Origin of the sequence: Dechloromonas sp. ARDL1 (genome assembly GCF_051122455.1) — a bacterium.
Lineage (GTDB): Bacteria > Pseudomonadota > Gammaproteobacteria > Burkholderiales > Rhodocyclaceae > Azonexus.
The window spans coordinates 2,137,228-2,150,757 of the sequence record NZ_CP168939.1 but is presented as its reverse complement, the minus strand read 5'-3'; the positions used below and the strand labels follow the sequence as shown (position 1 = coordinate 2,150,757).

General features: G+C 65.1%; 10 protein-coding genes. 9 read left to right on the top strand and 1 reads right to left on the bottom strand.

Annotated features, from left to right (window positions below; translation table 11 throughout):
* The first annotated feature begins 72 nt into the window (after window positions 1-72).
* Genes AB6Q56_RS10570 through AB6Q56_RS10530 form a run of 9 tightly spaced genes read left to right on the top strand, consistent with a single transcriptional unit; the run spans window position 73 to window position 12,763 of the window.
* The gene (locus AB6Q56_RS10570) at window positions 73-2,847 is read left to right on the top strand and encodes a ribonucleoside-diphosphate reductase subunit alpha (RefSeq protein ID WP_434517002.1); all 2,775 of its coding nucleotides are present in this window, start codon (window positions 73-75) and stop codon (window positions 2,845-2,847) included.
* Between the two features lie 57 nt (window positions 2,848-2,904).
* Window positions 2,905-4,929, top strand: coding sequence for a TonB-dependent receptor plug domain-containing protein (locus tag AB6Q56_RS10565; protein ID WP_434517001.1), 2,025 nt, complete (start codon window positions 2,905-2,907; stop codon window positions 4,927-4,929).
* Window positions 4,930-4,985: 56 nt separating this feature from the next.
* A complete protein-coding gene (locus tag AB6Q56_RS10560) occupies window positions 4,986-5,594 on the top strand; it encodes a MotA/TolQ/ExbB proton channel family protein (protein ID WP_434517000.1) in 609 nt (202 codons plus the stop codon).
* A complete protein-coding gene (locus tag AB6Q56_RS10555; protein ID WP_234085643.1) occupies window positions 5,572-5,913 on the top strand; it encodes a DUF2149 domain-containing protein in 342 nt (113 codons plus the stop codon). The genes AB6Q56_RS10560 and AB6Q56_RS10555 overlap by 23 nt, the downstream gene beginning before the upstream one ends.
* Before the next feature lie 4 nt (window positions 5,914-5,917).
* Window positions 5,918-9,859 (top strand): cobaltochelatase subunit CobN, encoded by a 3,942-nt coding sequence (locus AB6Q56_RS10550; protein ID WP_434516999.1) that lies wholly within the window; start codon window positions 5,918-5,920, stop codon window positions 9,857-9,859.
* On the top strand, window positions 9,856-9,984 hold the full coding sequence (locus AB6Q56_RS10545) for a hypothetical protein (protein WP_434516998.1): 129 nt from the start codon (window positions 9,856-9,858) through the stop codon (window positions 9,982-9,984). Before AB6Q56_RS10550 ends, AB6Q56_RS10545 begins: the two co-directional genes overlap by 4 nt.
* Before the next feature lie 11 nt (window positions 9,985-9,995).
* Window positions 9,996-11,135 carry a PepSY-associated TM helix domain-containing protein gene (locus AB6Q56_RS10540; protein ID WP_434516997.1) on the top strand — a complete coding sequence of 380 codons (1,140 nt, stop codon included), beginning with the start codon at window positions 9,996-9,998 and terminating at the stop codon, window positions 11,133-11,135.
* Between the two features lie 30 nt (window positions 11,136-11,165).
* A complete protein-coding gene (locus AB6Q56_RS10535) occupies window positions 11,166-12,299 on the top strand; it encodes a ribonucleotide-diphosphate reductase subunit beta (protein ID WP_434516996.1) in 1,134 nt (377 codons plus the stop codon).
* On the top strand, window positions 12,296-12,763 hold the full coding sequence (locus AB6Q56_RS10530; RefSeq protein WP_434516995.1) for a GNAT family N-acetyltransferase: 468 nt from the start codon (window positions 12,296-12,298) through the stop codon (window positions 12,761-12,763). The genes AB6Q56_RS10535 and AB6Q56_RS10530 overlap by 4 nt, the downstream gene beginning before the upstream one ends.
* A gap of 41 nt (window positions 12,764-12,804) precedes the next feature.
* On the opposite strand, the gene AB6Q56_RS10525 is transcribed toward AB6Q56_RS10530, so the two are convergent.
* Window positions 12,805-13,518, bottom strand: coding sequence for a class I SAM-dependent methyltransferase (locus tag AB6Q56_RS10525; RefSeq protein ID WP_434516994.1), 714 nt, complete (start codon window positions 13,516-13,518; stop codon window positions 12,805-12,807).
* Window positions 13,519-13,530 lie beyond the last annotated feature (12 nt).

Sequence of the window (13,530 nt, the reverse complement as noted above, 5' to 3'; positions counted from 1 at the left end):
GGCCCGCGCCGGCGTTCGTCCTGCGTCCGGCACGCTCTTTCGATTCTCCGCCCCTCATCCCGGAGAGTCGTCGTGTCCTCGAACGTCCTAGCCCGCATTTCCGATTATTCGGCCAGCGAAACGGCGCTTGCCGCCCTGCAAGTCATCCGCCGCAATGGTGCCGTTGTCGCCTTCCATCCGGAGAAGATTTCGGTCGCCCTGACCAAGGCCTTTCTCGCCGTCGAGGGCAGCCAGAGCGCCGTGTCGTCGCGGGTGCGCGAAGTCGTCGCCCGGCTGACCGACACTGTCGTCCGCTCTCTGACCCGCCGCCTGCCGGATGGCGGCACCGTGCATATCGAGGACATCCAGGATCAGGTCGAACTGGCCTTGATGCGCGCCGGCGAACACGACGTCGCCCGCGCCTACGTGCTTTACCGCGAACGCCGCGCCGCCGAGCGAGCCGCGCAGGCGGAAGTGCAGGGCGTGCCGGCGCTGCATGTGACGGTCGACGGCGAGCGTCGCCCGCTCGACGTCGCCGCCTTGCTGAAAACCTGCGAAGCGGCCTGCGCCGGGCTGGGCGAGGGCGTGTCGGCCCGTAGCATCCTCGACCATGCGCTGAAGAACCTCTACGACGGTGTCGCCCTGGCCGAGGTCAGGCAGGCGCTGATCCTCGCCGCGCGCACGCTGATCGAACGCGAGCCGGGCTACAACTACGCTACCGCCCGCCTGTTGCTCGCTAGCCTGATGGACGAAGCCATTGGCCAGCCGGTGGAGCCGGACGCCACTGCTGCGGTGGTCCGCGACTATTTGCCGACATTCATCGCTCAGGGCATCGCCGCCGAGCTGCTCGACCCGCGCCTGAAGGACTATGACCTCGACCGCCTGGCCGCCGCACTCAAGCCGGAGCGCGATCACCTGTTCGGCTACCTCGGCCTGCAAACCCTGTACGACCGCTACTTCCTGCACATCGACGGTCGCCGCATCGAGTTGCCGCAAATCTTCTTCATGCGTGTCGCCATGGGCCTGGCGCTCAACGAGATTGACCGCGAAGCCCGTGCCATCGCGTTCTACGACCTGATCTCCAGCTTCGATTTCATGTGCTCGACGCCGACGCTGTTCAACAGCGGCACGCTGCACTCGCAGTTGTCGTCGTGCTACCTGACGACGGTGGCCGACGACCTCGACGGCATCTACCAGGCGGTCAAGGAAAACGCGCTGCTGCAGAAATACGCCGGCGGCCTGGGCAATGACTGGACGCCGGTGCGCGCGCTGGGCAGCCGCATCAAGGGCACCAACGGGCAGAGCCAGGGCGTCATTCCCTTCCTCAAGGTGGTCAACGACACGGCGGTGGCGGTGAACCAGGGCGGCAAGCGCAAGGGCGCGGTCTGCGCCTACCTCGAAACCTGGCACCTCGACATCGAGGAATTCCTCGATCTGCGCAAGAACACCGGCGACGAGCGCCGCCGCACGCACGACATGAACACCGCCAACTGGATTCCCGACCTCTTCATGCAGCGCGTGCAGGCCGGCGGCGAATGGACGCTCTTTTCGCCTTCCGACGTGCCCGATCTGCACGACAAGTTCGGCGCCGATTTCGCCGCCGCCTACGAAGCCTACGAGGCCAGGGCCGCCGCCGGCGAGATCCGCCTGCACAAGAAGGTGTCGGCCGTGCAGCTGTGGCGCAAGATGCTGACCATGCTGTTCGAGACCGGGCATCCGTGGATCACCTTCAAGGACGCCTGCAACCTGCGCTCGCCGCAGCAGCACGTCGGCGTCGTTCATAGCTCCAACCTGTGCACCGAGATTACGCTGAACACCTCCGACGAAGAAACCGCCGTCTGCAACCTCGGCTCAGTCAACCTGCTGGCCCACCTCAAGGACGGCGCACTCGACCAGGCCAAGCTGGCCCGCACCATCCAGACGGCCATGCGCATGCTCGACAACGTGGTCGATATCAACTTCTACGCCACGCCCAAGGCGCGCAACGCCAATCTGCGCCACCGCCCGGTCGGCCTCGGCATCATGGGCTTTGCCGATTGCCTATATGAGCTCGGCCTGGCCTACGCCTCGGCGGACGCCATCGAATTCGCCGACCGCAGCATGGAAGCCGTCTGCTTCCACGCCTATTGGGCTTCCACCGAGCTGGCCAGCGAACGCGGCCGTTATTCCAGTTTTACCGGCAGCCTGTGGGACCAGGGCATCCTGCCGCTCGATTCCATCGGCCTGCTCGAAGCCGGGCGAGGGGAGGCCGTCGAGGTCGACAGCAGCGCCCGCCTCGACTGGGCGGCTCTGCGCCTGCGCATCGCCACCCATGGCATGCGCAACTCAAACTGCGTCGCTATTGCACCTACCGCCACCATCTCCAACATCGTCGGCGTCTCGGCCAGCATCGAGCCGGCCTATCAAAACCTCTACGTCAAATCCAACCTCTCCGGCGAGTTCACCGTGGTCAACGAAGCCCTGGTGCGCGACCTGAAAGCGCTCGGCCTGTGGGACGAAGTGATGGTCGCCGACCTCAAATACTTCGACGGCTCGCTGGCCCGCATCGACCGCGTGCCGGAAGAACTGAAAGCGCGCTACGCGACAGCCTTCGAGATGGACCCGGTGTGGTTGGTCGAAGCCGCCGCCCGCCGCCAGAAATGGATCGACCAGGCGCAATCGCTCAACCTCTACCTGGCGCTGCCCTCCGGCAAGAAACTCGACGAACTCTACAAACTGGCCTGGAAGCGCGGCCTGAAGACGACTTACTACCTGCGCACGCTGGGTGCCAGCCAGGCGGAGAAAGCCGGCGGACGTGACGACGTGTTGGTACAGGAGGAGCCCAAGTTCTGCGCCATCGACAACCCCGAATGCGAGGCATGCCAGTAGGAAATGCCTCGCGCTCTTTTAACCCAACAAATCACAAGACAACAAGGGGGAATCACGATGTCAAATCAGTCCATCAAGGGGCTTCCCGGCGCACTGGTGTTTGGCGCAGTTTCCGCGCTCATGCCGCAAGCCACGTTGGCCGAAGGCAACACACTCGATACGGTGGTCGTCACCGGGCGTCGCGCCGAGGCACGTCTGGAAGACACGCCGCAGCGCATCGAGGTCATTACCAAGAAGGATATCGAGCGGACGCCAGCACGCGAGCTCACGGATCTGCTCAAGAAGAACACCAGCGTTGATGTCATCCAGTATCCCGGCAATCTCTCCGGCATTGGCATTCGCGGCTTCCGTCCTGAATTCTCCGGCATCAACAAGCGTTCGCTGTTGTTGATCGATGGCCGGCCGGCGATGGCCACCAATCTCAGCCTGGTCAACATGGACAACATCGAACGGGTCGAGGTACTGAAGGGGCCGGCCTCGGCACTCTATGGCTCATCCGCCATGGGCGGCGTGGTCAACCTGATCACCCGCGAGCGACGCGGCGAACTGGGCGGCTTCGCCCAGGTTGGCTATGGCAGTTACGACACTCGCGAAATCCGTGGCAGTGTCGGTGGAGCCTTGTCGCGCTTCTTCGATTTCGACTACAGCGGCTCCTATTTCGATCAGAACGACGACTTCAAGATGGGCGACGGCAATGTTCGTCCGAATACCGCCTACAGCCAGCAGAACCACGCCTTGCGCCTCGGCTTCAATCTGAGCGAGGACTGGCGCCTGCTACTCAGCAGCGACCTCTACCGGGGCCGTGATATCGCGACTCCGGGCGATCTCTCCAAAGGCACCAACGCCCAGAGCAACAAGGACATGGACCGCCAAGGCAACGACCTCAAGCTGACCGGACGCCTGGGGGCACACCGCCTGAGCCTGCGTGCCTTTGGCGGCGAACAGTCTTACGAGTCGTATACCAAGACCACGACGACCGCAGCCGACAAGAAATATCTGCCCTTCCGCAGTTTTGACGAGGTGCTTGAGTACAGCGGCTGGCAGGTTCAGGATCAATGGGCCTGGAGCGACTGGGGGATGACGGTAATTGGCATCGATCAGGAAACCGCCAGACAGACCACTCGCAGCTACCAGGCCAATGGCGCGCGCAAGGCGCCATCGAGCGCCAACAACCAGCGCGAGTCGCTGGGTTATTACGTGCAAAACGCGTTCTTCCTGAACGAGGGGAACACGACCATCGATGTTGGTCTGCGCCGCGATCAGATCACGACGAAAACTTTTGCCACCCCGTTGCTCACGAGTTTCCAGCCGGGTGAAGCCGAATTCTCGACAACCAACCCCAGCATCGGGTTCAAACAGCGCCTGATCGGCGATCTGCGCCTGCACGGTACGGCCGGCAAGGGTTTCGTGCCGCCCTCGGCAGGCGAGCTGACGGGTTCGGCGATCACCGTCAAGGCCCCCAAGAACGATGTCCTGTCTGGTAATGCCGGCTTGAAGCCGGAGTCCAGCGTGACCTGGGATCTCGGCCTGGAGTGGTCATCCGGCGGCGTGTTCGTCGATCTGACTGTCTTCCGTACCAAGGTCAGGGACAAGATCACCCGCGTCCAGATCGGCGAGGATGCCGGCAATCGCTACTACTCCTACGCCAATGCCAATACCGCCCAGATGGAAGGCCTGGAATGGAATGGCCGCTGGCAGGCTGCCGACTTCCTCACGCTCTCGGTGTCCGGCACGCACTACTTCAAGCGGGAGGAAGAGCTGAGCGGCGGAAGGGCGACTATCCGCAATGTACCGGACAACATCCTGCGTGCCGCCGCCGACGTTCAGCAGGGGGCCTGGAGCGGCCGCCTGGGGATGCGTTATGTCGGGGAATTCTTCGATAACGACTGGAACGGCAATAGCAGCAACATCATCGCCTACAAGCCGTTCACGGTTTTCGACCTGTCCGCTTCCTACCGCATCGATCGTCATCAGTCGGTGTCGCTGCTGGTGGACAACCTGTTCGACCGCTTCTATTCGGAAAAGGGAGGCTATCCCTTGCCGGGTCGCAATGGGCGACTGGCCTATCGCTATAGCTTCTGATTCGCGCAATGTCATTGAACGCCCCGGCACCGTCCGGGGATTCTGGAAAGCCTGAGATGAATATTATTTCCCTGATCGAACATCTGCTCTACGAAGTGTCGACGGCGCTGTATCTGCCGGTCATCGCCGGTTGCGCCCTGCTCGTCGCCTATACCCCCGTGCAACTCGGCATGACACTGTTTGACGCCTGGCAGCGCCTGCGCGGCCGCTTTGCCGAACGCAGCGCCTTCCTCGCCGATCTGGCGCGGATTGCCCGCCCGCATCAAGGCATGGCGCAATACCCCATCGAGGTTGAGCGCCTGCTGCAGGCCCATGAACTGATGCTGTCGCGCCGCCTGGATCGCATCCGCTTCGTGATCAAGGTCGGCCCGGCGCTCGGCCTGATGGGCACGCTGATCCCGATGGGTATTTCGCTGGCGGCGCTGGCCGAGGGCAACATCCCGAAGATGGCCGGCAGCATGGTTACCGCCTTTACGGCGACGGTGGCCGGCCTCGGTGCCGGCGTGCTCGCCTACCTGATCGCGCTGTCGCGCGAGCGGTGGGCGCGCGAGGATGTGCGCGAAATGGCACACGCCGCCGAACTGGCAATTGCTGGCGTCGAGCACGGCGTTCTTCCCCATCACCTGCAAGCGGAGGCCGACGATGCGATTGTTGCAGCGGCGTAGGCGTTTCGCCCTCGACGGCGAGGCGCTCGAAGACCCGATCGCCGGGGTCGCCAACCTGTTCGACGCGAGCATTGTCTTCATCGTCTCGATGATGATCGCGCTGTTCATGGCCTACAACATGATGGACCTGCTCGATCCAAGTTCCGAGGTGACGATGGTCAAGAAGAACGCCAATGGCGAGATGGAAATCATCACCAAGAAGGGCAAGGAGATCAAAGCCTCGAAGGTGACCGACCAAAAATTGTCGGGCAAGGGCGAGCGGTTGGGCACGGCCTACAAGCTGCCGGACGGGAAGGTGGTCTATGTTCCGGCGGAGTGAGCAGATGGTCTGGCTGCGGACGGTTTTTCTGCTTTTCCTGTGGTCGACCGCGACATGGGTAGAGGCCAGGCCGTTGACGGTCGTGCTGTTTCCCGGTGATCCGGCGACACTGACGGCGGTCAATGCGGTGCAGCAGTTGCGCCGCGACCCGGCGCTGAAGGACGTGAGCTTCCGTATCGCTTCGTCGTCGCGACCGTCGCCCGAGGATCTGGCGGCGCTGGGCGGTGCCGATCTCGGACTGATCTACAACATGGGCCGCGAACTAGCCGGCGCGATCACGCCGGCGGTGGCCCGCATGAAGGCGCGTGGCGCCAGGGCCTACGCGGTCGGCGCGCCGTTCGAGGAAGGCGAGAAGCAGGCCGGCCTGACACGCGACGAAACGCTGCGCGAATACGCGCAAGCTGGCGGCGTCGACAACTACGCGGCGATGGTGCGGTGCGTGCTGGCCCGCGATTTCGGCTTGCCCGTCACCGCCGCGCCGCCGCGCGCCTATCCCCAGACGGCTTTGTGGAATCCGCGCAACGGCCGGACTTTCGAGGATTTTGACACCTTCCGCGCCGACTACCTGCAGGGCCATCCCGACCGCGAAGGGCGCCAGTGGGTCGGCCTGCTGTTCAACCGGGTGACCGCCCAGTCCGGCCGCTCCCCCTTGCTAGTGGCCATGATCGAGGCGCTGGAAGCACGCGGCTTCAACGTGCTGCCTACCTTCGGCTATCCGTCCGAGGTCGCCATCGAGAAATATCTGATCGACGCCGGCGGCAAGGCGCGTGTCGTCGCCGTCGTCGGCCTGGCGCTGAAAATGGGCAACGTCCCGGACAGGACCATCCCGGTGATGCGGAAGCTCGACGTGCCGGCGATCAACGCAATCTCGCTGTATAGCCAGTCGCTCGCCGAGTGGGAAGCGTCGCCGCTCGGGCTGACGCTGATGGAGCGCGCCTGGCAGATTTCCGGCGCCGAGTTCGCCGGCGCCATCGCGCCGACCGTGGTCGCCAGCAAGGAGCGCCTGCGCGACCCGGCGACCGGGCTCGAATACGTCAACGAGGCGCCGATTCCCGAACGTATCGAGCGCCTGGCTGACCGCATCAGGAAGTGGGTGTCGCTGCGCTACGAACTGAACCGCAACAAGCGCGTCGCGGTGATCTACTACAACTACCCGCCGGGCAAGGAGAACATCGGCGCCGCCTACCTCAACGTGTTGCCGCGTTCGCTATGGCAGATCCTGGGCCGCCTGGAAGGCGAGGGTTACGCCACGCAGGGTCGGCCGGCGACGGAGGAGGCGCTGTTCGACCGCCTGCGCGAGCACGGCACCAACATCGGCAATTGGGCGCCCGGCGCGCTGGAGAAACTGGTGCGCGGCGGCGGCGCGATGCTGCTGCCGGTGGCCGACTACCGCAAGTGGTTCGACCAGCAGCCGAAGGCATTGCGCGAGGCGATGGTCAAGGCTTGGGGCGAACCGGAGCAGTCGACGGTGATGCTCTGGCGTGACGGCCGGGGCAAGCCGCACTTCGTCTTCCCGGCGCAGCGCTTCGGTAACCTGGTTTTCGCGCCGCAGCCGTCGCGCGGCTGGGAGGGAGACCCGAGGAAGATGTACCACGATGTGGCGCTGCCGCCGCACCACCAGTACCTGGCCTTCTACCTGTGGCTGCAGAAGGGCTTCCAGGCGCACGCGATGGTGCACGTCGGCACGCATGCGACGCATGAATGGCTGTCCGGCAAGGAGGTCGGCTTCACCGCCGCCGATCCCGGTGAGGCCATGGTCGGCGACGTGCCGCAGCTCTATCCCTACATCGTCGACGACATCGGTGAGGCGTTGCAGGCCAAGCGGCGCGGCATGGCGACGATCATCTCGCACCTGACGCCGCCGTTCGACAAGGCGACGCTGAACAGCGAACTGGTGATGCTCAAGGGGCTGATCGACGATTACCTGGTCGCCGCCCAGAAGAGTGAGTCGGCCGCCGCCGCCCGCCTCGCTGAAATCAACGCGCAGGCCGGCAAGCTCGGCGTGCTCAAGGACATCGGTAAGAGCGCGCTGGTCGATGGCGAGGATGTCGAGCTGATCGAGCATTACCTGAAGGAAATCGGCGAGACGCAGACGCCCTACGGCCTGCATACCTTTGGCGTGGCGCCGCCCGAAAAGCTGCGCCGATCTACCGCCGAGGCCATCGCCGCGCTCGACGGCAAGCTGTCGCCAGCCGAACGCGCCCGCCGCGTCGGCGAACTGGAAGCCCTGCTCGAAGCCAGCGGCCAGGCCGAACTCGACGCGCTGGTCGCCGGCCTGGCCGGCCGCCACGTCGCCGCCGGGCCGGGCAACGATCCGCTGCGCAACCCGGCCGCACTGCCCAGCGGCCGCAATCTCTATGGCTTTGATCCATCGCGCCTGCCGACGCCGGGCACCTGGGAACAGGGCAGGGGGCTGGCCGACAAGTTCATCGCCGACTACCGGCAGCGCCACGCCCAGTTTCCCGACCGCGTCGTCTTCAACCTGTGGAGCACCGAGGCGATGCGCCACGAGGGTGTTACCGAGGCGGAAATCCTGGCGCTGATCGGCGTCCGGCCGACCTGGGATGAGCGCGGCCGGGTCGACGGTCTGCAGGTTATCCCGCGCGGCGAGCTCGGGCGGCCGCGCGTGGACGTCACCATCGTGCCTTCCGGCCTCTACCGCGATGCGCTGCCGACGCTGATGCTGCTGCTCGACAAGGCGGTCAGCGCGGTCAAGGACCTCGACGAAGCCGACAACCCGGTCCGCGCCAACGTCCGCCAGACGCGCCAGGCGCTCGAGGCACGCGGCATCCCGGCGGACGAGGCCGAACGCCTGGCAGCGGTGCGCATCTTCACCGAACCGTCCGGCGCCTACGGCACGGGCGTGGACAACGTGGTCCAGGCGAGCAATACCTGGGACAAGGAAAGCCAGGTCGCCGACGTTTACTTCAACCGCGTCGGCCATCTCTTCGGCCAAGGCTACTGGGGCGACCGGCCGGGCGGTGCGGCGCTTGCCGTCGACCTGTTCAAGATGGCGCTGAAGGATGCCAAGGCAGCGATCCACTCGCGTTCGAGCAACGTCTTCGGCACGCTCGACAACGACGATGTCTTCCAGTACCTGGGGGCGACGGCGATGGCCATCCGCCAGGTCAACGGCAAGACGCCGGAGACCTATATCCTCAACCTGGCCGATGCTCGCGGCGGTAAGCACGAGACGCTCGACCAGTTCATGGGCCGCGAGCTGCGCACCCGCTACACCAACCCGCAATGGGTCAGGGCGATGCTCGATGAAGGCTACGCGGGCGCCCGCTTCGTGATGAAGGTGACCGAGCACCTGTGGGGCTGGCAGGTCACCGTGCCGGAGGCGGTCGACGGCGCCAAGTGGCAGGAGATGTACGAAACCTACGTCGCCGACCGCAACCAGATCGGGGTCAAGGAGAAGTTCCGCCAGGCCAAGAACCTGCTGGCCTACCAGGCGATCGTCGACAAGATGCTGGTGGCGATCAACAAGGGCTACTGGCAGGCCGATCCCAAGGTCAAGGCCGATCTCGAGAAGGTCAATCGCGAGCTGATCGCCGAAGCCGGCGTCGCCTGTAACGCCGCATCGTGCAGCAGCCCCGAGGTGACCGCGCTGGCGCAGGCGCAGGACCGCCAGGCGATGGCCGAGGCGCTGGCGATGAAGGCGCCGGACCTTGGCCGCCAGTCGGCGATGCCGCCGGCGGCTGTGCGTACGGCGCAAGCGGCGGCCAGTCCGGCGGCATCGGACGCCCGTCACGCCGCCGATGCTGCCGCCGGGGCCGCCCAGGCGGCGCCCGATGGCGCCGTTGTCGAGGGCTACGAAGTCAAGGAACAGGACAATCGGGCATCGCCCTTGCCACAAAGCGCCCGTTACGTGGCATTGCTCGGGTTTTTGCTGATGGTCGCCCTTGGTGTGTTGTCGCGGGCCCGTTTCCGGAGAAAGACATGAACCCGTCCGATCCGCGTGCCGCACTCGCCCGGCGCATCGCACTGCTGCATCTCGAACCGGTGCTCGGCGGCATCGTCTTCGTCGACAGCGAACGCGAACAGCGCTTCCGTGAGCTAGCGCCATGAGACTGCGGCGAATGCTGGCCCTTGTCCATCGCTATAGCGGCTTGCTGCTACTGGTTTTCGTGCTCATTTCGGCGTCTACGGGCAGCGTGCTGGTCTTCTCGCACGAGATCGACCGTTGGCTCAATCCTGGCCTGTTGCGAGTCACGGTGCCGGCCGATGGCCGCGTCCGGCCCTACGCTGAACAGCTGGCGGCGGCAATCGCCAGCCAGGCCGGGGAGGCCGAAGCATGGCAGCCGGTGTCGTTGGTCCCGGGGCGACAGGCCGACGGTGCCTCCAGCGTTCTGTTCCGCTACCCGGATTCGACGCGGACCGACCGCTTCATCTGGCGGCAGGTGCTGGTCGATCCCTACTCCGCCCGCGTTCTCGGTCAGCGCGAACGGACCCGGCTGAGCGCTGATCGTCCCGGCCTGATGAACCTGATCGGTGAAGTGCATGGCAAGTTACTGCTCGGTGATGCCGGGCGCCGCTGCTTCGGCATCGTCGCCATCGTCTGGCTGCTCAGCCTGCCGCTCGGCCTGTTCCTGTGGTGGCCCGGGCGCGGCAAGTTGCGCCTGGGGCTGACCGTGCGCCGCGACCTCGGCCCGGCCCGGCGCAATATCGACCTGCACCGCGTCACCGGTTTCTATAGTGCGCCGGTGATCGCCGCCGTGACGCTGAGCGGTATCTACATGACCTGGCCGGGCGAGGTGAAACAGCTGGTTGGGATGGTGCTTGCGGTTGACGGCAATGCCGCGCCCAAAATGCCGGTCGCCGACGGGCAGGCGCAGATTGATGCCGACGCGGCGCTGCGTGCCGCTCGCTCCGTCTTCCCCGAGGGCGAACTGCGGCGGATTGGCCTGCCGCGCCGGCCGGGCGAGGCCTATGCGGTGTCGATCCGCCTGCCCGGGGAGGTTCGCCGGCCGTCGACAGCACGTAGCACGGTCTGGGTCGACAGTCGCGACGGCAGGCCGTTGAAGGTTTACGACGCAACCCGCGCCGCCGCCGGCGACACCTATCTCGACTGGCAGACACCGCTGCACACCGGCAGCGCCTTCGGCCTGGCCGGACGCCTCGCGGTCGCGTTCGGCGGGCTGGCCGCCGTATTGGGCTGCCTCAGCGGTTTTCTCGTCTGGCGCCGGCGCACGGCGGCCGGACGCCTTACTCGATCCTGAATTACCTCTCCGAATCCGAAAGGCTCAACAATGTACAGCGCACATCATTTCGACGACTGGGATAGCCCGGTATCAGCAATCCCCCCGGCCGATGCGGTGGTTGAAGCAGGAGCGCCGGTAAAAACCGCGCTGGGCCACGACCGTGAGGCGTTCGCCGCGCTGGCACCGGTCGCCGCCACCGACAAGCGCATCGTCAACGGCAAGGCCGACATCAACCAGCTGGCGCCGTTCAAGTACCCGTGGGCCTGGGAATTCTTCCTCAAGGCCAACCGCAACCACTGGACGCCGCTGGAGATCAGCATGGCGCAGGACGTACACGACTACCACCACAAGCTCAGCCCGGCCGAACGCCATGTTTTCGAGAACGTGCTCGCCTACCTGACCACCTCCGATATCCTCGCCATGCGCAACATCGGCCTGGCCGTGATGGAGAAGATGAGCGCGCCCGAGCTGCAGATCTACCAGGCCCGGCAGGTGTACGAAGAAGCACTGCACACCTGGACTTACCAGCACTGTATCGAGAGCCTCGGCCTCGACCAGCAGGAAATCTATAACCGCTATCGCGTCGTGCCGGAAATCCACAGCAAGATCGCGCTCGCCAACCGGCGGCTGGAAAAGGTCTTGCGCTCGGATTTCGATCTCACCGACCGTGCCAACCTGCACGAATTCGCGCTCTCCTACTTCTTCTTCGCGGTGATCTTCGAAGGCTGCTGGTTCTACAACGGCTTCACGCCGGTCTTCGCGCTGCAGCGGCGTGGGTTGATGAAAGGCGCTGCCGAGCAACTGCAATACATCATGCGTGACGAGGTGCTGCACTGTGCCTTCGGTATCCGGGTCATCCGCGAACTGCTGAAGGAGGAGGGCTTCGGGCTCGACCCGCAGGCCCTGCGCCAGTTGTGGGACGAGGCCGAGGCCGCCGAAGCCGCCTACGCCGGCTACATCCTGCGCGATCCCATCCTCGGTTATAACGCCGAGCTGCATGTGCAACAGTTCCGTTTCATCGCCAACCGTCGGGCCCGCCAGGTTGGCGTCGACGAGCCGTTTCCGGGGGCGGAAAACGTCCTGCCCTGGCTTGACGAACAGGCCAACCTGCGCAAGGAGAAGAACTTCTTCGAAACCCGGGTGACCGAGTACCAGACGGGCGGGGCGCTGGCTTGGGAGTGATTGCCAAGTGCTTGATCACCACGCCGTTGCGCCTCTCGGCGGTGTGGCGGCCAGCCGTGCTCAAGCATCTGCTTTCCTTGAGTCGCGATGACCGCTACGGCCGTTTCGCCAGCCCGCTTCCCGACGAAGGCGTTGCCGCTTACGTCGAGCGTATCGACTTTCGAAAGGACTGCTGCTTCGCCATTCTCGAACCAGACAGCCAACTGTCAGGCTTCATCCATCTCGCTGTCCATGGCGCGTTCGCCGAACTTGGCGCCAGCGTCCTTGCCGCCCGCCGTCGCCAAGGTTGCGCTCGCCTCCTGTTCCGAAGCGCGCTATCCCATGCCCGGGAAGGCGGCATCCACGAAATTCATCTGGCTACCGGCCACCCGGCTGCGCGACGAATTTGCGCGGGATTGGGGTATGGGCTGGCATCGGGAGAAGACTATCCCAGGGTGCGAGTCAATCTGCAGGGAGCAAAGTAATCGAATTGCTGGTTCGCGGCCTTGCCGGGGATATGATGGCATCACGTGCCCAGCACGAAGCAGGCATAGGCTATTTGTTCACGATCCCGTTCCCAGGCCGAGATTTCGGTGGCGACCATTTTCCCGGCCGGCGTGGCTGCCAGATCGGGGTCCTGGTCGAGGCGCTTGCGTAGCGGCTGGTAATAGGCCAGCCACGCGCCATCGCTCAATTCGAAATCGGCCAGCAGGGCGTAGCCGGCATCGGCGATCTGCTGCCGGCGATGGCTGGCCGTGGTCATGTCCGGATATTCCGACTGCCAGAAGTCGCGAGCCGCCGCGGAGGGGCTGTCGCCACGCCAGACGAGGTCGCTGACGACGAGCTTGCCTCCGGGGGCCAGCAGGGGCTTCCAGAGGGCGAGGGCATGCGTGAAGCCGATCACGTAGGCGCTGCCTTCGGCCCACAGCCAGTCGAAGCTGCCTCCGGGAAAGGGGATGGCCGCCATGTCGGCACAGCAGGTCTCGAGGCGGCTGGCGGCCGGTTCCCCGGCCATCGCGCGGCTCAGTGTGTCGAGATTGGGCGGGTAGTCGTCAAGCGCGACCAGCTTGGCCGTGGTGTGGCCGAGTAGGAGGCGGCTGGCCGGTCCGGTGCCGCAACCGATGTCGAGAATACGCGCCGGCCTCTCTCCGGCCAGGTAGCTCAGGGCGCGCAAGGTGTCAGCATCGCTACCCGGTCCCAGATGGTCCAGGTTGGCGTAAATGCGTTCGAAGTCATTCATGGCAATTTCCTT